Origin of the sequence: Lysinibacillus agricola, assembly GCF_016638705.1 — a bacterium.
GTDB lineage: Bacteria > Bacillota > Bacilli > Bacillales_A > Planococcaceae > Lysinibacillus > Lysinibacillus agricola.
On the sequence record NZ_CP067341.1, the window covers coordinates 2,298,016 to 2,320,059 of the forward strand.

Here is a 22,044-nt window from a genome sequence, read left to right on the forward strand (position 1 = left end):
AAACGCCCGAATGTCAAACTTATAAAAAAGGGGAGATTTATTGTGTACTCGATATCAAACTTTAAATTACTTGTTGATAAGCAGACAGAAATTGATACCACTCATCAAAATTGTGATCAATTAATACAGACAACTGTAACGCCCTTAATGGATACGGAAGTCAATAAATTGTTAGATGCCATTAATAAAAAACTAACCGAACAAGGCTTTACGATTACAGTAACATCTACTGGACTAATCGCAAAATATAGTGAAGCTGTTATTAATGTTGACAAGCATTCGAAAGATTTGGAGGAGTGTTTTTTTATTAATTTAAATAATTTTGCGGAGGATCAAGTTTCCATCGTTTTAGACATTTCGAATTCAATGATGCCGAAAATCTCCAATAATCTCGATGGCTATACTGAGATAATCGAGCAAATGACCGATACGCTAAAGCAAGCAAGGAGTCTCGAAAAAGCCTGTACTTCACCAAAGTTTATTTATAAAACTCAGAATAATACCATTTTTAATTCGGCAGATGAGGTAGTCAATTACTACTTTCAGTAAAAATGAAGCCACCCTACTAGATATTATAGGGTGGCTGAAAAAGGAAGCGTTATTGATTATTTATTCCCGCTACAATAATTTAAACAATAAACTTTCTTCCGAATATTAACATTATCATCGTTAGGATGAAGAAATAAAGTGGCATTATCGTTAATGAGCCATTATGCAGGAAACTCATACCTGACGTTAGTAAGCTAACGAGTAAGTAATAGCCTAAGCTGAAAATCGCGCCAGCCGTTCCTATAACATCTTGAAAGCTAACAAGCGCAAGGCTTAAGCAGTTTGGCAGAGCAATTCCTGATCCTAATAACGTAATAAACATGGTTACTAAAATGCCTATTAGTAAGACGATATTAGAGAGTGGTAAAGTACTAACGATTAGTAGTAATAAAGCTCCAACTGTCATAACAATACAACCGAGATGAATAACTTTTTCTGGCTGATAATTGTTTACAAGTTTTTTTGAAATCATGGCACCAATAATTGAGGCAAGAGCTACAATTATGCCAAGAAATCCATAAAGTCCAGGCGATAAATTGAAGTGGTCAATAAAGATAAAGGGAGCTTCAGCATAGTAACTGAATAACACGCCATTTATCCCACCAATCAGCAATCCAAAGACAAGAACCCGTGGTGATGAAATAATACGTTTTGCAACTGGGAAAATAGCAATTCTTTTTCTCGTTGATTTATCTGTTGTTTCAGGAAGTCTGAAATAAGCATAGATAAACAACAAAATACTCATCGCAACGAGCACAAAGAAAACAGCTCTAAAACCAAGTGCTTGATCGACCCAGCCACCAATAAGCGGCCCCACTGCAGGGGTAAAGGCAATCACTGCAGAAATTTGTGCGAACATCGCATGTCTTTTACTGCCAGATACACTTTCCCGCAAAATCGTCTGCGTTATAATCGAGCCTGTCGCTGCCCCAAAAGCTTGTATAAATCTACTAACTAATAGAAAAGTTATCGTTTCCGCGTAAAAACACATGAAACTTCCAATACCATAAATAATTAAACCGCCCAACATTGCCGGTCTTCGTCCAATAAAATCAGAAATCCATCCCCAACAAAAGACACCAATTGCAAACCCTATAAAGTAGACACTTAAGGTTAACTGTACGGAGCTATTTGAAGCATTCAATGCATCTGAAATATCAGGTAGAGATGGTGTATAGATTGTCTCGCTAATCTGTGGAAAAGCTACAAGAACAATCATTAAAAGTAAAGATGGTGCTACATATTTTTTCAACTTATTGCCCTCCTACAAGCAAAATCTACTTCTTTAGAAAAGAGTAGACGTAGCTAGGGAAACGGCGGGACCATTATAAGTATGCGTTCATAAGATGTCATGTTCAATCACCTAATATGCTTAAAGTAGGAGTGCATAGTCTGCCTACTATTATAAAGATTTTTACTATTTTTACAAGGTTTATACGGAAATCTTTTCTACCACTATCATACTTTGGGTTCATCACCATAACATGGGGTTGATTTCCGTTCCGGCTGGGCGCTTTGTTGCTGACGCTTCGCTTTCGCACAGCTAAAACATTGTTGTTGCCGCTACGTTAGCACTACGCTTTCGCACAGAAAACATCCGCTTCGCTCCAGGGTCTCATCTGCGACGCTGATCCCCAAGGAGTCGCCCAGCCTCCACACCAATCAACGTATTAAAATTGCTACGTTTTATAAAATGTCATCACCAATTTTTGATGATAAATCTAAATTTTTTAAAAAGTCCACTTGTAAATATTATAGTATCCATATAAAATAGAAACAAATGTTCTTGCTGAAGGGAGAATAAATGACTACATATCATAATCAATTACAGCTAGTATTATTTAATGAAAATGATATTCCAGGATTAATTGCTCTTTCTGACTCTGTTGGGTGGGATTACGATGAATTCGAAATTAGAACGGTTATGTTGTCAGGCAAAATATTTGGTCACAAAAATGCTGAGGGGAAAATAGTTTCAAGTGCTGCCATCATCACATATGATTCAAATTTAGCTTCGATTGGCATGGTCATTGTGCATGAAAATTACAGAGGACTCGGTCTAGGCAAATTAGCCACTCAAAAATGTATTGAAAGTGTTTCAGAACATACAGTGATACTGCTCGTTGCAACGAAAGACGGGGAACCGTTATATAAGAAAATGGGCTTTACCACTGTAGATTATGTTCATAAATATCTGGCTGACAGTTATATAGGTGCACATAACTTAGCTACTAACGAGTGTACAATTGAAGATTTCAATGAGCAGGACTTTACTGATATTGTCAGCTTAGATGCAGCTGCCTTTGGAGATAAAAGAAGTAAATTTCTAAGGAATAGGATTAAACAATCTAAGCGCTGTATCGTTATGAGAGATCATCAGGCAAATATTATAGGCTTTGGCATGTCCATTTTAGGGCCAATCAATCTAATTTTAGGCCCAATTATAGCACCTGATTCTAAAACAGCTAGTCTTATAATAAATATTTTAGCGAAAGACCATGATGGAAAATTAAGAATTGATATACCATCTGGTCACGCTGAATTAATGAAATGGTTAGAACAAAGTGGCTTTACAGAGGCAAACACACCTCCCGTTATGATTCTTCATGCTGAAAAAATGCCGACAAGAAATAATACACTATTTACCATTGCCGCTCAAATTTTTGGATAAGATTACTTAAACAAAGAAGGTACACTTTAATTGGGTGTGCCTCTTTTTTATTTCAAAAGGATTTTAATGGAAGCGTGGAGAATAGATGATATTAAAGGGGGAGAATAAAATGTTTCCTTATTTAGAAACAGAAAGACTTATTTTAAGAGAGCTTACGCAGGATGATGCGGAGGACGTTTTTAAATGTTTTTCTAATGAAGATGTCACACGCTATTATGGACAAGAGCCATTCGTTGAGATACAGCAAGCAGAAAATTTAGTGAAATTATTTTCAAAGAACTTTGCTGAAAAAAGAGGGATACGATGGGGAATTGAGAGAAAAGGGTCAAAGGAAATAATTGGAACGATTGGTTTAAACCTCTGGTCGCCTATACATAAACGAGCAGAAATCGGTTATGAAATTCATCCTGATTATTGGAGAAAAGGATATACACAAGAAGCGGTTACCGAAATTGTGTCGTATGGATTTCAGCATATGGGGCTGACTCGTATAGGTGCTGTTGTATTTATTGAAAATGAAGCCTCGAATAGGTTGCTAACGAAAATGGGCTTTCAAAAGGAAGGAATTCTTAGAGATTATATGTATCAAAATGGGCAGGCACACGATACGTTTGTCTATTCCATTTTAAAAAATGAATAATGAATTTCTTTTTCTTGAGAATAAATTCTCTTAACCTACGGAAAAATATTTTTTAGCATAGGTTATACCTTTTGTTGGATAATAAATGATAACTAAGACATGGTTTTGTGCTTGCTTTTTTCGGTTATAGTGCTAGTAAATACATCGATTTTTATTAGTAGTGAAAAAGTAACAGTAAGGGGCTTTGAGAGAATGGAGATACAATATAGCACAGCTTATTTTGAAAAGTTGGATTCACTTGAAATTCTATATGCAGGGCAGGCAGCGTTAAAAGATGCGCTACCCACGCACAATGTCAGTAAAAGTTATTTGGAACGCTTTGAACAAATAGAAGCAGCCATTACAAAGCTGAATAAGGAAATTCGAATACTTGAACTAAATATTATCCAGTCCGTAAAATAAACAAAATAAAAAAACTCATGCAAAAAGTTATGAAGAAGTATTAGGAACACAAGGTGATCCATTTTTCCATGAAAAAATGAGACAGTTTTTCGTGAGATACTTCAATACTTATCTAGTTAATCGTATTGATAAAAGCAAATGGAGGTTTCCAATTGAATTAATATTAGCGTATAACTCAAATGCCCTTTTAAGGGTTATTACGTACTGGCTGCAACACGATATGCAACAATCTCCAGAGGAAATTGCTACTATGTTGGTAGAAACAATGATAAACGGACCTTTTGAAGCTAGTGAATTACGTTCAATTATTGAAAAAGATAGCGAGTAGGAGTAGACAAATGATGCTCGTTGGGGCAAAAGAAAACTGTAAACAATATCATCATATAACTTTCAAGCAAGGAAATGCACTGGCTACAGGATTAGACGATGACAGCTTTCAGTTAGTCCTGGAACGAGCATTAATACATCATATCCAAGATGTAAAGGATTGTTTTCAAGAGGTATATAGGATTTTGGAGGATAAAGGGGTCTATATTATCCAAGACCGGACTCCTGAAGATTGTCTTCTTAAGGGAGATGACAGCCATATTAGAGGCTATTTCTTTGAACGGTTTCCAAAATTAAAGGAACAAGAAGTTAAACGCAGACATAGCAGTGAGCTAGTCGTTGAGACCCTGAAGGAAATTGGTTTTAGCGAGATTACAGAAGTAAAGTTATTGGAAACAAGAAACGAGTATGAACAGAAAGAGCAATTATTAAACGATTTACGGGAACGAACAGGTAGAAGTATTTTACATGAATTAGACGATACAGAATTAAATGACTTAGTGAATTATATTGATCAGGCCATTTTAACTGAGGGTTCTATAGTGGAAAAGGATCGATGGACCATTTGGAAAGCTGTGAAATGATTAATAAGAGCTCTTTATCGAATGTAGAGAGGTGTTATCCCGTCGGTTGAGTAATTCAATCCGTCAGTTCGACCTTCCTATCCGTCGATTAAATAAAATGAAGCTCTCGTTCGCTGTTCAAACGAGAACTTCATTTTATTTATTCACTTACTAAAGCGACTAGGTATTTATCTCGATCCGCTTCCTCCAGCATTTTATTATCGACTAGCATTGCACCGTATCTCACATTTGTCATATCCCGATCAACTAAAAATTGAACATTCACTTTTTCAGTTTTATTATTGACAGGACACTCTCCTTTAAATTCTACAACGTCCTGTCCTTTTTGAGTTTCAAAATATACCCAATATGGATTTTTACAAGTGTTGGCAAAGCCAGATTCTAACGATTTATTACTATTTTCAAATGAATAGTTTTTAACATATGTAATATATTCATTATCTGTAATGTCCTTTTGTGGACCGTAAAAATACCAGAATACCCTAAAAATCCCGATTGGCACAATCCACAGTATATTCCTTTTGCTTAGTCTCCCCATATTTGTAGCCCCCTTTATAATATTTTATCACCTTTATACTGATTTTTGCTAGCTTACTATAATATTTTCTATTTAATGATTTTATCTTGTTATGCAAAATAGGAGAGGACATTAGTACGTAAGATTAAGATTACAACTAAATATAAAACGAGAATATGCATAAGAGCGTATTTTCGTTCTATAAAGATTCCAATTCTTAGCCTTATGTGGGGGACAGCCAAAAAGTTATCTTTTTTTATATTATTAAGCTAGCGTAACTCCTTATGATCACGAGGGAGTCTTAAGTTCATGGGGGACTTCTGTACCTGTCGCTACGCTTTCGGTACAAAAACATTTGCTGAAAGAAGTTAAAGCAACCATGAGGCTAATGATGTCGTCATTTATGAAAGCAATCAGGTATTCAATTTGTATCATGTGATTTATGTCTCTATTTTTGAACTATAATTGATCGTGATTTTTAGAGAACATTCAGAAACACTTGCTACATTTAATATGCAAATTTGTTCACTTGAATTATCTGAGGACCAAAAGTATAAAAGCAAGGAGATAAACAATAATGAATTATGGACTATTTCACTGGATTAATGATATAGCGGGCCGCTATCCTTTTCTGGATAAAGGTATGATTTTCATCACTAATAGCGTTCCTTATGTCGTAATCGTATTCATGTTATTTTTATGGTTTACTGGAAACAAAGAAAAAAGAGTGGAAAAACAATATACTGCTATATACATTGTCTTCACCTGTTTACTTGGATTGGCCCTAAACGCAATCCTTCATTCTGTCTACTATCATCGACGTCCATTCGTGACATACCATGTTCATCAGTTAGTACCTCATGCAACTGATTCTTCGTTCGTAAGTGATCATGCAGTATTAGTATTCTCTGTAGCATGTACGTTGCTTCTACGAAAAGACTCGTGGAAGTACCCCGTATTAGTATGGGCCATCATTGTTGGTATTTCGCGTATATTCGTCGGAGTCCATTATCCAGCGGACGTGATTGGCGGCGCTCTTCTTTCTTTAGGAGCAAGTATGATAGTTGTGCAGTTCTCAAAAAAATTGGAGCCTGTAGTACAAATAATATTCTCCATGTATAAAAGACTAACGAAACATATTCCAATCCTAGGAAAATACAGTCATTAGAAGTTGCAATAAGAGACTATCGACAAATCTTATTGATGATTTATTTTTTATCAAGGATGGGGTTCTATAGTTATTGCGTAGAGTTTGTTTAAAATTATCAAATAAGAATATAAGCCAAGATGAGGGTCGCATTTTAATGCGGCTCTTTTATTTTTTATAGTTTAATTTGCAGAGAAGTTGGGCTTTTTATTATTGAAATTTCCTTTACATTGTAAATTCATATTTTCCTGACGGTCCCTCTAATAGTAGGGATGCACAGACCGTCCCTTTTGATAAACTTAATTCATCTTTTTCAGAACTGAATATAAAAACTCAGCATCTTTTCCTACGCCACAAATAAGTGCCGATCCTCTTTGATGTTGCCACGGTAATCCAATATAATATAACCCTTGTGTTGGACTCACACCTCTTTTATGAAGAGGAAAACCTTTTGCATCTAAAATTCCCTCTATGTCTATCCATTTATAGTCAGGAACAAATCCTGTTGACCAAATAATATTTTGAATGGAAGAAATATCATAGAAATGATCAAACTTTTTTATAAAAGAATGATCAATAAAATATATTAAGAGCGTGTTGGAATTGCATTTCTTACGCAACAAACGAAGAAGTTCACCATAAAAAACACATTAAGGAAAGCATGGTGTTATCATGTAATAGAAATGAATAGAGAGTTGATAAAATGAGATAGAATGATTGCATAGATTTTTTCTTAAAATGGATTTTATTCACTTACATTTTATAAAAGGAGAAGGTAGATTATGAATAGGGAAGCTATACTAGAAATATTATTATACAAATTAGAAGAAGGTACTGGAACTGAATTTCACAAGATAATGGTAGAACAAAGTATTCCTCTTCACGAAAAAGAAAAAATGAAAGTTATTAGTTATGGTCAATCTTTACATAATCCTGATTCGTATTATTTAATAAGAGAATATGAAAATAGTGAACATTTGGAGAACTCACAACGGGAATTTTATAGTAATTCTGAGTGGTTAAATGGTCCAAGAGATCAAATAATATCTAAGATTAAAACTAGTACCAAATCTATTATACCTAAAACCAGTTTAGAAAATTTATGACATAATAATGAAAACTACTAAAAATATGAATAACCATACTTAAGCAATCGGGTGAGTTTGTTGAATAGGATTCATTCAAATGTTCAAAGTTTAATATAAAATTCTTATACTAAACTTAATAGCGTGACTCCATTTTGATCAATCTTTATTCAAAATGGAGTTTTTTGTTAGCTGCTAAATAAGGTTTTGTGATCTCCCTTTTATCAAACTTTATGCCAAAGTTACATCAGTGTGTGCGATGGGCGCTAATTTCAATCAATTGCTCTGAGAATGCCAAGAAAGTCACTCCAATGAGGCTACCGGCTTTCCGAGTCTTTTACAATCGGGCGCTTTCCTGGAATAAGGATCAGCGCCAATTTTTCATTTTAGGGCTATTTAATTAAACAATTAGGGAATATATTTAATGACCGTCTTTAATTACTTCTAGATTACGTTTGGTATCCAATGTTCACTACTGCCTCAATTCCTTTAATTGGATTGATTGTCTACTTAATAACATTTAAGATTCTTTATGCATAGTTCTAAAAGTGTTTCGGTTTACCACAAACCTCCCCTAACAATACCCCACATCCTTCTTCGATGAGCTGTGTTTTGGGGATCAACTCCACAATTCATAAGCCAGTGTGCTGCATGATCTCTCTGAGCTTTTGTTACAGGTACTCCACAGCAATCAGATAGACGATCAACAAGACCGTATGCACCTGCGGGACTTCTTAACTGACGATGGTTGCATGATCTAAGAACTCCACATACACGACCGAAACAATGAGGGTTTCTAATTCTTTGTCGGAAAACACGCATTAAACTAGGATCAATATTGGACATTGACATAACCTCCTTTCAAATAAAAGTAAATTACAGAGATAAAGATAGGAACAATATAGTATATGAGATGAAGAAGGAGGGGGGTAGATAGATTAACTATTTTTTTCAAAAAAACTCCAATAATGAACTAATTGTATTTTTTTAAGTAATGGCTCAATGTAACCAAAGGCCATACGTATTGATAGCTGTGATAGTATATATAAAAGTGTCCTGGTAAACCTGCACCTGTAGGATAAGAGATCCGACTAGTTTCTGTATTTTGCCATTCTAAAATTCTTATAATTCCTTCTGTGATTTCTTTTGTAGGAAACTCAGAGATAGAAATTAATGCATCAACCGCCCAACAAGTTTGCACTAGTGTAGAATAGGGCAAAGGAATATATTCTCTATGCAAATCACTCTGGCATGATTCACCCCAGCCTCCGTCAGGTTGTCTTATATTTAACAACCACTCTTTTGCTTTCTGAATAGTTTGATGATCAGATGAAACCCCAACTGCCTTTAAGCCTGTGATAGCGGCCCATGTACCATAAATGTAAGATATCCCCCAACGTCCGTACCATGAACCATCATTAGTTTGATTCTTTATTAGCCATTTTACACTGTTCATTACACGAGGATGTTGCATAGTCAAATTTAAATGATTCCCTAGAAATTCCAATGTCCTGCCGGTGATGTCAGCAGCAGAAGGATCTATAGCAGTGTCTTCAAAACTCTGTATGGGGAAAAGCCATTTAATGTATGAAGGACTATTTTTATTAAATGCTCCCCAGCCTCCGTCATTGTTTTGCATGGTTAATAACCAATTAACGCCCGAATTCCAGGCTATACGAAATTTAGAATGACTACATGTAAAATTAGATAGTGCCCTTAATGCCGCTTGTGTATCATCAACATCAGGATTAATGGAGTTGCTTTCTGAAAAACCCCATCCTTTATTAGAGTGTTTGTGTTGTAATTCCATTAAGAAGTTCGAAGCTAATTGGATAGCTGGATCCTTAATGGTAAGACCCGATTCTTGTAAGGAATAAGAAATTAGCGCAGTGTCCCAAACAGTCGAAGGAGAGTTTTGAATATGAAAAACATCTCCTTTTTCGTATAAAAAAGATCTAATACCGCCAATAGCATTTTTAATAATAGGAGAAGATTTTTTATAACCTAGAGAAAGTAGTGCATAAATCATAAAAAATGTAGAACTTGAGTAACTATATAATGTCCCATCCTTTTCAATGCAATTATATATATGTTGTTCAGCTTTTAGCCTCGTTGAATCCTTATAAGTAGGCAATATCTTTTTAAATAAATTAAACCATCTTTTTTTCTTTTTAAGTGCTTTATATTTCTTTTGAGATAAAAATAAATGTTGTAAATCAGGCGTCCATTTATTAGTAACTACAAATTTATCGTGTCCTAATATTAAGATAGGAAGAAAGTGTGCTTGTACGTATGAGCTGAAATGAAAAAAATTAAATGTTAGAAACTTTGGTATATTCATGATACTAAGTGGGATAGGAAATAGTTTTGGCCAAGGGTATAAGTTGGTAATAGCTAGTAAACACTTCGTAGAAATATGACTTTTTTCAAGTCCTCCATTCTTCACAATAAATTGTTCACTTAATTTCATCGACGGATCATCTTTATTCAAATGTCCGGAAAATAAAAGAGCTGTATATGCTTCAATTGTTGCAGATAAATTTCCTTTTTCATCATCATAGAGCTTCCAGGCACCGTTATTTTGTTGTTGCTGAAGTAGACGTGCAACAAGTTTCTTTATAAGATTCTCATCATCATAATCTAATAATCTTAACAGGATAATCATATTTGCATCGGTCGTTGGTCCATTTTCAAAACAATATCTCCACGAGCCATCATTAAATTGGTCTTGCTTCAGATTTTTAATAATTTGTTGTATTTTTTGGTTAATCTCATTTGTTAGATTCATTTAAGTTTTTACACCCTCTCCTTTTGCATTTGTAAAAATGAATTGTAATTAAGATATATTATGATGAGAGTTATAAAGAGAAATAGACAAGTGCGGAGAATTGGGGAGGGGGAGAGTTGAAATTACATAAATCACCCAAAATTCTATATTTAATGAAATTAGCTCATATAAACTAATAATCTATCTTATCCATAACGGGGGTGGCATTTCAGTTGAAATGAGTGACTCTTTAAATATTAAACATATAACCTTAATTACGTATGTAGGTGGTAAAGAGGTATTTAGCGAAAATGTTATTAATGCAGTTAATAGTACTTTTGACAAAGGAGATGTCATCGGGTTTGTTGTTTCACCTTTTGAAACGAAATCACCTGTTGAATTAGCGTTATCATATAGCTAAAATATAATGCTACAGATTCAAATACAATCAATAAAATAGATATCTAATGCTAACGAATGGGTAAATGTTAAGTTAAGCGAAGATTATCAAATAAAATTAATTGAAATGGAATAAAAGATAACTCACTAAACACTCATTCGATTGGCTTGCATATAGCAGAGGTGTGCAGAAATAATAAAGTTGTTTAATTTACAATAAAGTCATTTAAAAAATAATATAGTTGTTTAAAAATCCTTATTCCGAACGAACAAGTTAGTGGAAGTAATAGTAATTAGGTTTGGCTGGGAAAATTGTCGATGATATTAAAAAAGACACCGAAGTGTCTTATGTTTTTCAAATTAAGCATACCGATAAATTGAAATTTAATTACTTAACATTATGCTTATCTTGGGAGCAAGGTATTTTATCGGTGAGTGTATACAAACCATGTAATGCTTGCTGTTAATAATGCTGACGAAATCAAAGCTGTAAGAACACTATATGTTTGCCAAATAAGTATCGTTGACCAATCTAAAGCACAGCACAGTATACCCAGGGCAATCGTAGCGATCAGGAAAATAATTGTTACGATTATTCTCTTTTTTGTCATTGGCTGCCGCTCATTCGTTTTCCTTCTGCGTAATCCTAAGAGAAATAACAAAACGGCCAATAGGCAAAGAATAATTGTGATAGACGACAAAGTGATATCCAAAAGCTGTGTGCCGCTTATTTCATATGACTGAGTTAGATTGCCGTCTAATATATCTTTAACTTTTAGTACCAGGTTTATATTGGTATTTGCACCGTTGCTCAGCAAGCAGACAGCTGTTCGTTCATTTAGCAGTATGGCTACTTCGGTTCTGAAATTTGGATTGCCCCCAGTGTGTTCTATAATCGTTTGGTCGGTGTTTACCGACCAACCTGCCGCATAATACATATCGTTGACAGCCGAAACAGACATATCACCCTTATGTGATTTTTCGATAACCGTGTGAAATATTTCGGGTATGTCCTGCACGATACCCATCTGTATGCCCATCCAACGCGCCATATCTTTTGTATTAGAAATGATGTAGCCTGCGGGTTTATTCCCAGCATAATCCGGAGCTTTAAATGGAGTTGTCATAAAAAAGGAAGAACGGTAGCCCTGCGCCAACTGTCCAGTGGCTTGAGCATCTTCTTTATAAACATACGTCTGGTGAAGACCTAATGGCTGAAATACCTGTTCCCTCATAAAGTCTTCATAGCTTTGTCGCGACACAATCTCAATAACCAAACCCAATACGTCATAATTAACAGTTCCATAGTTATACTGTTCACCGGGAGGGAACGCCAATTCAGCATCCACGAGCATTTCCACAGTCTTTTGCAACATATCCGGTGTATTGCCTTGAGGAATATTTTGAGTATGCCTAATATTTGTTAGACCACTGGTATGGTAAAGAAAGTTATTTAGTGTAAGGCTTTGCATATCAACAGGTTTCCCTTGATACTTTAACGTAAACCAAGGTAAATATTTTTGGACAGGGTCAGTCATTGAGAGCAGCCCTTGCTCTTCCAACAGCATAATACCCATACCGGTAAAAGCTTTACTGACCGAGGCTAACTCATAGAGTGTATTTTCACTTGCAGACAACCCCTTTTCACGGTCTGCATACCCTGAAGAAAAGTAGAACACTTCATCATCAGCAAGTATTGAGATTGACATTCCCGGCACACCTGATATACGACGGGCATCATCTAGCAACGCTTGAATTGCCGCAGATTTCGAATCTGACAACGCATAACTTTGTGTTGCGAATCCTGAGAATAATATAAATATCGTTAATACAAAAACAATAATCTTATTCATAAACTCTCCTTTTTGAAAAATTAGGTACCGTCAATAATTTTGTGTAAATAAGTTTTTCCTTTTCTTGTAGACGCTCTTTTATTCTTTCGTTTTGAACAGATTTTCAAGTTCTGCTAGAGCTTTGTCAAAACCTATATGGTACCTGGTGGCGAACCGTTGATTATATTCTTAAAACTGTGAAACTAGAAAGCGTTCTAACGATTCTTCGTTGGGGAATTGCTCCTTACGCTTGCTATATATCTTGATTTGTTTATTGAATGATTCAATCAAGTTGGTGGAGTAAATACTACGCCAAATGGATTTTGGAAAGCTATAGAACGTGAGTATATAAGGATTGGCAGCTAACGGTTTTGTGACTTTGGGATAGAGTGTTTTCCACTTTTCAATGAAATCTTGGAGCGCTTTCTGTGCATTTTCCAAGTTATCTGCACGGTAAACCTTTTTGAAATCGTCACAGATTTTTTGGCGATCAGAAATTCGTCAGACATCACCTTTGTGAGGTTCGAAATCGTTTGTGGTGTGTAATGGTGACCATACATCCGCTCGATGAGATCGGCAATTTCAGCGTTTGTCACGCCTTTTTGAAACATATGAATCACGAACGCTTCTAGTGTATCGTTTGAACGGCGATAGGGCACTACGGTTTGTTGTTTAAATTCTCCATTACGATTTCGAGGGATAGCAAGTTGAAGATCACCAAACTCAGTATGTAGCATACACGTATAGGAACCATTTCTAGAATTACCAGAGTACCTTTATAGTACCGGAGGTGCTGCGTGTTTATATGCGTTATTTGAATACGGGCTTACGATAAAGTGACGACTTTATTATCATTATACAATATTTAAGTATAATGTATACTAAGTATATATTATACTTAGGGGGTCTTTTATAAAAAATACATAATTTATAATGAAATTTAAACGATTTTACTTTTATGTACTATATACTTAGTATATAATAATTTCGAAAGGATAGGAGGAATTAAAACATGATTAAAGTTAGAAATTTGAAAAAGGAATTTATACAGGGGCAAGAAAGAACTCAAGTCTTGAAGGGTTTTGATTTGAACGTTGAAGAAGGCGAATTTGTGGCTGTAATGGGCCCAAGTGGTTCTGGAAAGAGCACATTACTACAACTTTTAGGGGGTCTTGATGTCCCTACTGAAGGAGATATAGTAATAAATCAAAGTAATTTAAGTAATATGACGGAAAAAGAAAGAACGATATTTCGTAGAAAGTATATCGGTTTTATTTTTCAGAATTACCAGCTACTCCCTACATTAAGTGTAGAAGAAAATATAGCTTTCCCTCTTCATGCAGATGGTAGTTTAACTAAAAAGAAGAACCAAATTATTATAGAACTACTTGATTCTGTCGGATTGAAAGGACTTGGTCGGAAACGTGCTAATTTGCTGAGTGGCGGTCAACAACAACGAGTTGCTATAGCCAGGGCGTTAGTTAATAACCCTTCTGTTCTATTAGCCGATGAACCAACAGGAAATTTAGATAGAGGTAAAGCCGAAGAAATACTCGGATTAATATCAAGATTCAATCGAGAGAATAATCAAACAATCATCATGGTAACGCATGATATTTTCGCAGCTGGGTTTGCTGATCGAATTATTCTTTTTAAGGATGGTGTTATTGATCAAGTGATTTCTAGAAAGGATGATGATTATGCTAAATATGTGGCGAATTTCTTGGCGTAATATAACACAAAATAAAAAAAGGTTTTTCATTTCCCTACTTGGGATAATCTTAGGTATAGCTTTTGTAACATCTATGCTTATTGCAGACAAAACAACAAATGATGTTTTCGATTATTATGAAGAAATGTATGTGGCAAATGCGGATTATTGGGTTCTAAGCGATGAACATACTTACTCTGAGGATGTGGTTTCGTCAGTTTTAACTAGCCCAATTGTGACGGAAACCATGCTTGCACTTGATAAACAAGCCTTTTTTGAGCTGGAGGGTGATCAATCTTTAAATCAAAGATCCGTCCGAATTACAGGCGTGAATGATCAAAGCAGTTCTTTACTGAAACTTCCTGTTATCGAAGGGAGTTTGGATAATGAAGGTTTGGTGATACCAAAAGCTGTTGCAAATCTGTTAAATAAAAACGTAGGAGATACAATTAGGTTTACCGATTTGGGAGAAGCTAAGGTTTCCGCCATTGTTGAATATACGCAGTTGCTTGCAAGTCCGAGTAACTGGGAGCGTGCTGAATCAACCAGCTTCCGAATCATGGCTCCACTTGAATTGCTACAAGAATGGACTGGTATGGAGGACAAACTTTCCTATGTAAGATTTCAAACAACTGAAGAAGGAGAGAAACTTTTTCAATCTCTCCAGGAAGAATTTCGTAATTCAAATGTATATGTACAACCAGTTGTCGCGGATGATCGGCAAAGTAACGATATCGGGGGACTATATACGTTCTTTTACTTAATTGCTGGGTTATCTATGTTTATTAGCGGATTCATTGTTTTTAATATGATTTATACAAGTGTTATGGAGCGAAAAAAGGAATTTGCAATCATGAAAAGTTTCGGATATCTACAAAGTTCTGTTTCCAGACTTATTCTTATTGAAGTACTACTGTTGGGGCTAATAGGTACAGCTGTTGGGGTGCCTATGGGAATTTGGCTTGGGGATATGTTCATGCAAACTTTACTAAGCGTATTTGAATTTGACATGGTTTACACATTAAATTGGAAAATACCTGCATTAATAGCTGTAGTAGTTGGAATTTTATTTCCTGTTGTATCTTCATTATTTCCTATTTACAATGCGGGGAAAACCTCTGTGTTATTGACATTAAAAATGGCAAATCAAACCCAATCATCGAGAAGCCTGTACATAGTTAGGGCAGTTCTAGGTGTTGGCTTGCTTGCTTTTGTATTTATCAATCATCCCATCTCTTATTTAGCGATTTTAGTAAGCACCATTTTGTTGTTTCCATTATTGTTACTTGGTGTGAGCAGGATATTTAAACCTATTTTAAAATTAATCTTCGGCTACTCTGGTAGTCTGGCAACGCAAACCCTTACAAAACAATTAAATCGAAATGCTAATACTGCTGCTATTCTTGCTGTGGGGATTGCAGTGATACTATTACTAAGTGCTGTTATTGAATCCGCACCTGAAGGTTATGAAAATGAAATCGGGAATACGTATGGAGGAGACCTGAGAGTTTCATCAGAAGCACCTTGGTCTAATCAGGATATAGAAAAGTTACTATCGTATGATGCTGTTGTAAATGTTGATCCTTTAACGGAAGCTAAGCCAATTACATGGGTAACCACTGATGGGGAGAAGAGACAGTTTTCCATTTTTGCTGTAGATGAAGAAGGCCCCACCTTATTTGAAAGTTCTAATAAAGACAATTTATATTATGAACTGGCAAAGGAACCTTCTGTTATCCTCGGCGAAAGAGCTTTTGATGAATGGGGTGGAAATATAGGAGAATATATTTACATTAATACACCCTCAGGTAAACAACAACTTGAAGTCCTTGATGTAGTGAAAACATCGAATTACTCAGGCTATGTTGCATTTATGAATGAGAATCATTTAAATAATAAATTTGGTTGGGCGAATCATTTCGACATATTATTAACTTTAAATGACGGATATACTGGTGAACAATTACGTAATGAGTTATGGTTGGATTTCAGCACTCATCTCTCAAAAGTAGAAACAGTAGAAGATGAAATTAAATCAACTACTTCAGCATTAACCGGTATGAATGAGTTGATTTTAATCATGTTAGTTTTAATCATTGGACTAGCTAGTATCGGTACAGCAAACACTTTATTAATGAATACGTTGGAACGCACCACCGAGATAGGGACAATGCGAGCGCTTGGTTTTACGAAACAGCAAGTTAAAAAGATGATCATTGGAGAAGGTTTACTTATAGGATTGTCGGGGGTTATTGGTGGTATAATTTCGGGTGTAGTTTTACTTTATACAACTAGCCAATCCGAACTATTGGGAGGGTTTATATCTTTTCAATTACCTTTAGGGAATATTATTCTGGCACTGATTGCTGGTGTTTCTCTAAGTCTCCTTGCTTCTTGGATTTCCAGTACTACAGCTAGTAAAATAAATATTATATCATCACTCAAAGAAGGTTAAGCAATTATGTCGGTTAAGTACGGAATATTAACACTGCTATTTTTACAAAAAAATCATGGGTATGAATTAAAACTAGAGCTAGAATCCCATCTGGGAGTTAAAGGAAAAATTAATCCTGGTCAAATTTATACGACTCTAGACCGTCTAATACGTGATCAACTTGTCTTATCTGTAGGAATGGATGACCAAGAAAGAAAACTTTATGAAATCACTACGGAAGGTAAAAAAGAGTTGGAAAATTGGTTACTGGAACCTGTACCCTATCATTCTACTAAAGAAGACTTTCATTTTAAATGGAGCTGTGCTCGTAAGATTGATTTCGAACAAGAAAAGAAAATGCTTGATCAACAAAAAGCGATGATAATGAAAGATGTCATGGAATTGACTAAATTTAAAACGGAATTTCTTCTTCAAGGTGACGAGAATAGGTATTTATTAATCAATGGTACCCTCTTGCATTTAGAAGCAGATTTAAACTGGATAAATCAAGTTGAAAATCGAAATAGACCATAATTCTAGGTAAAGGTTTTCTCTTTTAAAAACCTTTGCCGTTATTCAATCTTTTGAAGGGGAGTGAAAATTTTTTGGATGTTATCCTTGATTACAATTGGGAATTGTTTATCTCTATAGAGGTATTGTCATTGGGATCCCTGATCTTATTCGGTATATTTCGCTATTTTTTTAAAAAAACTCGATATAGCCTAATGTTTATTTTTTTATTTCTGTTTTTGTTGATAATTGAGGGATTACTCGGACTGTATGTCTATCGTCAAACAGGAGAAATATCAACTTTTCAAATCGTTATTATCATCTTTATCATTTATGCTTTTACATTTGGTATACTCGATTTTATCAAATTGGATCGTTGGATGCGTAAAAAAATTGGCAAGTTACGTGGCGTTGAATTATTGACTGATAAAGATTATGAGATTATTGAAAAAAATAATAATCCTAAATATATTGCAAAGAAATATCGTGTATCATCCTATATTCATTTAGTTTTGTTCATTACAGTTCAAGCTATTCTGTGGGTAATTGGTACAGAAAGTTTGGCAGAAATAAAGATGTACTTAAGTGATTTTTCGTGGCTAGGAAATGAAAATGCTAAAGGATCACCTTATCCAAATGATGCTGCGTTTGCAATAGGTGTAATTTGGGGAATTGTATTTATTGCTGACTTTATTTATTCATGGTCTTATACATTGTTTCCCAAAAAATAGGCAGAAGTAAGTTTGAACTTCAAAATTCGCACAATTATGGCATATACAAGTTATAATCGCCTTTTAATAATTAGTGGAAACAAGATATTAATCTATTCTTTGAACAGATGCGTTAGTTCAATAAGAAGTAAACAACTTTATTATTCATTTTTTAAGTATTATATAAACAGATGGATGTAATTTGAAACAACTTTAAAGAGCCTTGCTACATAGAATGTAGTAAGGCTCTTAGCTTTTATTAATCAAAATTCAATAACTTTATTATCCTTATACAAGAGGTATTAAAAATTTATAAAGAAGGAATCGAAACAGGGATGGCAACATTTCAAACAGAGGTACCAAGTGAATATATGTGGGATGAAGGACATCATGCAACGTTGCGTTTTGTGGTAGTGCTAGAAAAGCTAGTAGTCGGTTGGATTGCAATTTCACCGGTATCTACCGAGCAGTATATTCTGGAGCTGGAGAAGTAAGTGTTTATATATCAAATGATTGTAAAGGTAAAGGAATTGCTGTTTGATGTCATTAATACAAAAGCAAAAGGAATAGGTACGTCATTAAGTCGTTATTTGAATCGCGATAAGGATGATATTAGCTGGGTAGCAACAAACCTAATCTTGAAACCTGAAGCCCGTTTTTCAACAAGGGAACGCTTACAGGTAAACGTAGTAAAGAAAAGAATATTACCTTACAAAATCTTTATAATTTGATTAAGCTTTTAACTAAAAAATCTGTACTTGATAAAATTCCTAAAGAGAAAAAGTTAAACTTATGTTTGTTTTATTTCAATACAATTAAAGAATTGTTCCCTGATGAATGGGATGATAATAAGCTTTATCGAATGACACATATTACATGTTTAAATGCATTAGCGATAGTTGGTAATAAAGTGATAAATGAAAATTACTTAGTTAAATCACAGCAGCCTGATTCTGTCAAAATTGCACAAATTTTAATGAAGCTAGACGAAATCGATTGGCTTGCGACTGGAGATTTAAAATATTTGAAGGGTGCCTCTGGTACAAAGATTTTAGTAAGTGATATTTTAAATTGTTTAAAGTAAAATAGTAGTAAGGTATTTCACAATAAACTCAACTAATCTGATTAGTTGAGTTTATTTGTTTTTATATAAAAAGCTACTAAAATATTTTAAAGAAGATGTGATGATTAATGAGGAAATTCGAAATGACTATTAAAATATGAGAAGTTAGAAGTAATAATAGGATTAGGAGTAAACAGATATGAAAATTTTTAACAAAGGGGAATTATAAAGTGTTAAATAATTTTTGCATTTTTGAGCGTTATATTATTTGACATTGACTTGTTTGACTTATTAAAAAGGCCGAACAAGACTTATACCTTGTAAAATAAAGAATGAAGGAGATTGACCTATAAATGGGATACGTATGTATTTTGGCAGAGAAACCATCTCAAGCAAGAGCTTATGCAGACGCATTTAAAATAAAACAAAAAGAGAAAACATTTATTGAACTGGAACCTTGTTCTACTTTTCCTAATGGTGCAGTAATTACCTGGGCAGTTGGTCATCTTGTTGAATTAAAGGAACCAAAAGAATATCAAAAGGAATGGGAGAAATGGTCGCTTGGATCATTACCTATCATTCCACAAAAATTTGAAGATAAAGTTGTCTCTAAAATGTATTCACAATTTAATGCTGTCAAAAAAATCTTTAGTGATCCGCAAGTAACAATGATTTATAATTGTTGCGATAGTGAACGTGAGGGTTCAAATATCTTCTACTCACTTTTAAAAATGACGAAAGTAAAAAAGCCTGTTAAACGATTATGGATCAATTCATTAGAGGTTGAGGAAATTCGAAAAGGTTTTAATAATATGCAAAGTAATGAGCGTGATTTGCTTATGTACCAAGAAGCAAAAACACGTCAAATTAGCGATTGGTTAGTAGGTATGAACTGTAGTCGCCTATATACGCTACTTTTACAAAAAAAAGGCTTTAAGGGTAGTATCTCTATCGGTCGTGTGCAATCGCCAACCGTATATTTAATTTATAAAAGACAACAGGAAATTGAACATTTCAAGCCTGAAAAATTTTATGAAATTGAAGGAATTTTTAAAGCACAAAATGGTGTATATAAAGGGAAGGCAAAGTTAAAAACAAAAGAGCGGACCGAGGCTGTGCAATTATTGCAACAACATGGGGTTGAACCGATGGATACAGGTCTAATTACGAGTGTAACAAATAAAAAGAAGCGTATTGCACCACCCAAACTACATGCGTTATCAACATTACAAGCCACCGCGAATAAACGTTGGAAATACAGTCCGTCGCATGTGTTGAAACTTACGCAATCACTTTATGAGAAAAAGCTCGTTTCTTACCCACGTACCGATTCACAGCTCATTACACATAATGAGTTTGCTTATTTAAATGAATCATTGGCAAAATATCAGCAGCTCGTGGGAAAGTCATTTAATACGATAAATCGAGGGAATAACAAACGCTACGTCGACAGTGCCAACGTTGGGGAGCACTATGCTATTATTCCAACGAAAAAAGTGCCGACAGAAAAAGCGTTACAATCAATGAATGTTGATGAACGAAATATTTATTTCGAAATAGTCAATACGACACTCGCCATGTTTCACCAAGATTATGAATACGATGAAAAAACGATTATAACAAATGTCAAAAATATAGAGTTTAAAACGGTAGGGAAAACAGAACTTGTAAAAGGTTGGAAAGAATTGTTTTCAAGTGGAAAAGAGTTACAGGAGCGTGAAGAGTCGTTACCTGTCGTTTTCCAAGATGAGATGGTACAAAGTAAGGTTTCTATTCTAGAAGGCACGACAACGCCTCCTAAGTCTTATACAGAAGGGCAACTCATTACGATGATGAAAACATGTGGTAAATCAGTTGAGGATGAAGAGGAAATCGAGGTGCTGAAATCGATTGAAGGTATTGGTACAGAAGCAACTCGGAGTGGCATTATAGAGACGATTAAAAAGCATGGATTTATTGAGGTACGAAAAAACATAGTGAGCATTACGCCTAAAGGGGAGCTTTTATGTCGGGCAATTGAAGGGACATTACTTTCAAGTCCATCTATGACTGCGAAATGGGAAATTTACTTAAATAAAATTGGTCGTGGTGAAGGCTCTGCAAAACATTTTATTGAAAGCATAGGCAAGTTTGTTAATCAATTAATAGCGGAAGTGCCTAAACAGATAGAGTCACTTACAATTGAAGCTGAGCAGTTTAAACCAGCTACTGTGAAAGATATTGTGACGTGTCCAACATGTAAAGTAGGAAAGATAGGTTTGCGTAAAAGTTTTTACGGTTGTTCGAATTATAAAAATGGATGTAAGCAAACGTTCCCAGGAAGGCTATTAGGAAAAAAACTAACTGAAAAGAACATTAATGATTTATGTAAGATTGGTAAAACAGCTGTAGTTAAAGGGTTTAAATCAAAGAATGGTAAACAATTTAATGCGTCACTCCGTTTGGTAGAAGGAAAAATTGAATTTGAGTTTAATGAAAAATAAAAGCGGAAGAGATTTTTAATCTATTCAGCAAAAAACTTATAAATTGAATTCATCTTGTAGTTTTTTGAAATTTTCTTTTTTCTTTGTTTCATCGGGGCTTATAGTCTTATAAGTATCAAGAAAGAGAGCTTAAGTTTTCTAGACGTAAATTACTCTCTAAATCAGAGTTAATATCCAAATGTTTTTTATTGAATTTATACACTTTAGATTTTG

General features: G+C 34.6%; 20 protein-coding genes and 4 pseudogenes. 17 read left to right on the forward strand and 7 right to left on the reverse strand.

Going from position 1 to position 22,044, the window contains the following annotated elements; all coding sequences use genetic code 11:
- Positions 1-42: 42 nt before the first annotated feature.
- Positions 43-549, forward strand: a complete 507-nt coding sequence (locus tag FJQ98_RS10930; protein ID WP_053596839.1) for a hypothetical protein — start codon at positions 43-45, stop codon at positions 547-549.
- Between the two features lie 79 nt (positions 550-628).
- On the opposite strand, the gene FJQ98_RS10935 is transcribed toward FJQ98_RS10930, so the two are convergent.
- A complete protein-coding gene (locus FJQ98_RS10935) occupies positions 629-1,801 on the reverse strand; it encodes a multidrug effflux MFS transporter (RefSeq protein WP_053596840.1) in 1,173 nt (390 codons plus the stop codon).
- Between the two features lie 552 nt (positions 1,802-2,353).
- Between FJQ98_RS10935 and FJQ98_RS10940 the strand changes: the two genes are divergently transcribed.
- From FJQ98_RS10940 to FJQ98_RS10960, 5 genes and pseudogenes are all read left to right on the forward strand, one after another.
- Complete coding sequence (locus tag FJQ98_RS10940; RefSeq protein WP_053596841.1) at positions 2,354-3,220, forward strand: GNAT family N-acetyltransferase; 867 nt, start codon at positions 2,354-2,356, stop codon at positions 3,218-3,220.
- A 109-nt stretch (positions 3,221-3,329) separates the two neighbouring features.
- A complete protein-coding gene (locus FJQ98_RS10945) occupies positions 3,330-3,860 on the forward strand; it encodes a GNAT family N-acetyltransferase (protein WP_053596842.1) in 531 nt (176 codons plus the stop codon).
- Between the two features lie 192 nt (positions 3,861-4,052).
- Positions 4,053-4,262 carry a hypothetical protein gene (locus tag FJQ98_RS10950; RefSeq protein ID WP_053596843.1) on the forward strand — a complete coding sequence of 70 codons (210 nt, stop codon included), beginning with the start codon at positions 4,053-4,055 and terminating at the stop codon, positions 4,260-4,262.
- 25 nt (positions 4,263-4,287) lie between these two features.
- Positions 4,288-4,590: pseudogene (locus FJQ98_RS10955) on the forward strand (TetR-like C-terminal domain-containing protein); the annotation flags it as partial.
- A 13-nt stretch (positions 4,591-4,603) separates the two neighbouring features.
- A pseudogene (locus FJQ98_RS10960) lies at positions 4,604-5,173 on the forward strand (class I SAM-dependent methyltransferase); the annotation flags it as partial.
- A 139-nt stretch (positions 5,174-5,312) separates the two neighbouring features.
- Here the strand turns inward: FJQ98_RS10960 and FJQ98_RS10965 are convergent.
- Positions 5,313-5,711, reverse strand: coding sequence for a glucosamine 6-phosphate synthetase (locus FJQ98_RS10965; protein WP_201406696.1), 399 nt, complete (start codon positions 5,709-5,711; stop codon positions 5,313-5,315).
- 556 nt (positions 5,712-6,267) lie between these two features.
- Here FJQ98_RS10965 and FJQ98_RS10970 point away from each other — a divergent pair.
- Positions 6,268-6,858, forward strand: a complete 591-nt coding sequence (locus FJQ98_RS10970) for an undecaprenyl-diphosphatase (protein ID WP_053596847.1) — start codon at positions 6,268-6,270, stop codon at positions 6,856-6,858.
- Positions 6,859-7,136: 278 nt separating this feature from the next.
- Here FJQ98_RS10970 and FJQ98_RS10975 read toward each other — a convergent pair.
- Positions 7,137-7,376, reverse strand: a pseudogene (locus FJQ98_RS10975) (NAD(P)/FAD-dependent oxidoreductase); the annotation flags it as partial.
- A gap of 243 nt (positions 7,377-7,619) precedes the next feature.
- Between FJQ98_RS10975 and FJQ98_RS10980 the strand changes: the two are divergent.
- Entirely contained in the window at positions 7,620-7,943 is a 324-nt protein-coding gene (locus FJQ98_RS10980) for a hypothetical protein (protein ID WP_053596849.1), read from the forward strand.
- Positions 7,944-8,480: 537 nt separating this feature from the next.
- On the opposite strand, the gene FJQ98_RS10985 is transcribed toward FJQ98_RS10980, so the two are convergent.
- Positions 8,481-8,768, reverse strand: coding sequence for a hypothetical protein (locus FJQ98_RS10985; protein WP_053596850.1), 288 nt, complete (start codon positions 8,766-8,768; stop codon positions 8,481-8,483).
- Between the two features lie 127 nt (positions 8,769-8,895).
- On the reverse strand, positions 8,896-10,710 hold the full coding sequence (locus tag FJQ98_RS10990) for a terpene cyclase/mutase family protein (RefSeq protein WP_053596851.1): 1,815 nt from the start codon (positions 10,708-10,710) through the stop codon (positions 8,896-8,898).
- Positions 10,711-10,927: 217 nt separating this feature from the next.
- On the opposite strand from FJQ98_RS10990, the gene FJQ98_RS10995 reads away from it, so the two are divergent.
- The gene (locus tag FJQ98_RS10995) at positions 10,928-11,110 is read left to right on the forward strand and encodes a hypothetical protein (protein WP_053596852.1); all 183 of its coding nucleotides are present in this window, start codon (positions 10,928-10,930) and stop codon (positions 11,108-11,110) included.
- Positions 11,111-11,513: 403 nt separating this feature from the next.
- Here FJQ98_RS10995 and FJQ98_RS11000 read toward each other — a convergent pair whose 3' ends face one another.
- Positions 11,514-12,941: a serine hydrolase domain-containing protein gene (locus tag FJQ98_RS11000; RefSeq protein ID WP_053596853.1), complete on the reverse strand. Its 1,428-nt coding sequence runs from the start codon at positions 12,939-12,941 to the stop codon at positions 11,514-11,516.
- A 78-nt stretch (positions 12,942-13,019) separates the two neighbouring features.
- Positions 13,020-13,690: pseudogene (locus FJQ98_RS11005) on the reverse strand (transposase); the annotation flags it as partial.
- A 242-nt stretch (positions 13,691-13,932) separates the two neighbouring features.
- On the opposite strand from FJQ98_RS11005, the gene FJQ98_RS11010 reads away from it, so the two are divergent.
- The 8 genes from FJQ98_RS11010 (at position 13,933) to FJQ98_RS11045 (ending at position 21,831) form a co-directional block, all read left to right on the forward strand.
- Positions 13,933-14,652, forward strand: coding sequence for an ABC transporter ATP-binding protein (locus FJQ98_RS11010; RefSeq protein WP_053596855.1), 720 nt, complete (start codon positions 13,933-13,935; stop codon positions 14,650-14,652).
- Positions 14,621-17,086 carry an ABC transporter permease gene (locus tag FJQ98_RS11015; RefSeq protein WP_053596856.1) on the forward strand — a complete coding sequence of 822 codons (2,466 nt, stop codon included), beginning with the start codon at positions 14,621-14,623 and terminating at the stop codon, positions 17,084-17,086. Before FJQ98_RS11010 ends, FJQ98_RS11015 begins: the two co-directional genes overlap by 32 nt.
- A gap of 6 nt (positions 17,087-17,092) precedes the next feature.
- Positions 17,093-17,599: a PadR family transcriptional regulator gene (locus FJQ98_RS11020; protein WP_053596857.1), complete on the forward strand. Its 507-nt coding sequence runs from the start codon at positions 17,093-17,095 to the stop codon at positions 17,597-17,599.
- A 191-nt stretch (positions 17,600-17,790) separates the two neighbouring features.
- Positions 17,791-18,306 carry a hypothetical protein gene (locus tag FJQ98_RS11025; RefSeq protein ID WP_343069272.1) on the forward strand — a complete coding sequence of 172 codons (516 nt, stop codon included), beginning with the start codon at positions 17,791-17,793 and terminating at the stop codon, positions 18,304-18,306.
- A gap of 314 nt (positions 18,307-18,620) precedes the next feature.
- A complete protein-coding gene (locus tag FJQ98_RS26770) occupies positions 18,621-18,779 on the forward strand; it encodes a hypothetical protein (protein ID WP_241774637.1) in 159 nt (52 codons plus the stop codon).
- Complete coding sequence (locus FJQ98_RS11035) at positions 18,780-19,016, forward strand: hypothetical protein (RefSeq protein WP_053596859.1); 237 nt, start codon at positions 18,780-18,782, stop codon at positions 19,014-19,016.
- Positions 19,013-19,369 carry a ParB N-terminal domain-containing protein gene (locus tag FJQ98_RS11040; protein ID WP_053596860.1) on the forward strand — a complete coding sequence of 119 codons (357 nt, stop codon included), beginning with the start codon at positions 19,013-19,015 and terminating at the stop codon, positions 19,367-19,369. Before FJQ98_RS11035 ends, FJQ98_RS11040 begins: the two co-directional genes overlap by 4 nt.
- Positions 19,370-19,701: 332 nt before the next feature.
- A complete protein-coding gene (locus FJQ98_RS11045; RefSeq protein WP_053596861.1) occupies positions 19,702-21,831 on the forward strand; it encodes a type IA DNA topoisomerase in 2,130 nt (709 codons plus the stop codon).
- The last annotated feature ends 213 nt before the right edge of the window (positions 21,832-22,044 follow it).

Excerpts from the sequence above, each read along its gene's own strand:
- FJQ98_RS10940 (WP_053596841.1), top strand. The coding sequence starts at position 2,354 with ATGACTACATATCATAATCAATTACAGCTAGTATTATTTAATGAAAAT.
- FJQ98_RS10945 (WP_053596842.1), top strand. The coding sequence starts at position 3,330 with ATGTTTCCTTATTTAGAAACAGAAAGACTTATTTTAAGAGAGCTTACG.
- FJQ98_RS10950 (WP_053596843.1), top strand. The coding sequence starts at position 4,053 with ATGGAGATACAATATAGCACAGCTTATTTTGAAAAGTTGGATTCACTT.
- FJQ98_RS10965 (WP_201406696.1), bottom strand. The coding sequence starts at position 5,711 with ATGGGGAGACTAAGCAAAAGGAATATACTGTGGATTGTGCCAATCGGG.
- FJQ98_RS10970 (WP_053596847.1), top strand. The coding sequence starts at position 6,268 with ATGAATTATGGACTATTTCACTGGATTAATGATATAGCGGGCCGCTAT.
- FJQ98_RS10980 (WP_053596849.1), top strand. The coding sequence starts at position 7,620 with ATGAATAGGGAAGCTATACTAGAAATATTATTATACAAATTAGAAGAA.
- FJQ98_RS10985 (WP_053596850.1), bottom strand. The coding sequence starts at position 8,768 with ATGTCCAATATTGATCCTAGTTTAATGCGTGTTTTCCGACAAAGAATT.
- FJQ98_RS10990 (WP_053596851.1), bottom strand. The coding sequence starts at position 10,710 with ATGAATCTAACAAATGAGATTAACCAAAAAATACAACAAATTATTAAA.
- FJQ98_RS10995 (WP_053596852.1), top strand. The coding sequence starts at position 10,928 with ATGAGTGACTCTTTAAATATTAAACATATAACCTTAATTACGTATGTA.
- FJQ98_RS11000 (WP_053596853.1), bottom strand. The coding sequence starts at position 12,941 with ATGAATAAGATTATTGTTTTTGTATTAACGATATTTATATTATTCTCA.
- FJQ98_RS11010 (WP_053596855.1), top strand. The coding sequence starts at position 13,933 with ATGATTAAAGTTAGAAATTTGAAAAAGGAATTTATACAGGGGCAAGAA.
- FJQ98_RS11015 (WP_053596856.1), top strand. The coding sequence starts at position 14,621 with ATGCTAAATATGTGGCGAATTTCTTGGCGTAATATAACACAAAATAAA.
- FJQ98_RS11020 (WP_053596857.1), top strand. The coding sequence starts at position 17,093 with ATGTCGGTTAAGTACGGAATATTAACACTGCTATTTTTACAAAAAAAT.
- FJQ98_RS11025 (WP_343069272.1), top strand. The coding sequence starts at position 17,791 with ATGTTTATTTTTTTATTTCTGTTTTTGTTGATAATTGAGGGATTACTC.
- FJQ98_RS26770 (WP_241774637.1), top strand. The coding sequence starts at position 18,621 with ATGGCAACATTTCAAACAGAGGTACCAAGTGAATATATGTGGGATGAA.
- FJQ98_RS11045 (WP_053596861.1), top strand. The coding sequence starts at position 19,702 with ATGGGATACGTATGTATTTTGGCAGAGAAACCATCTCAAGCAAGAGCT.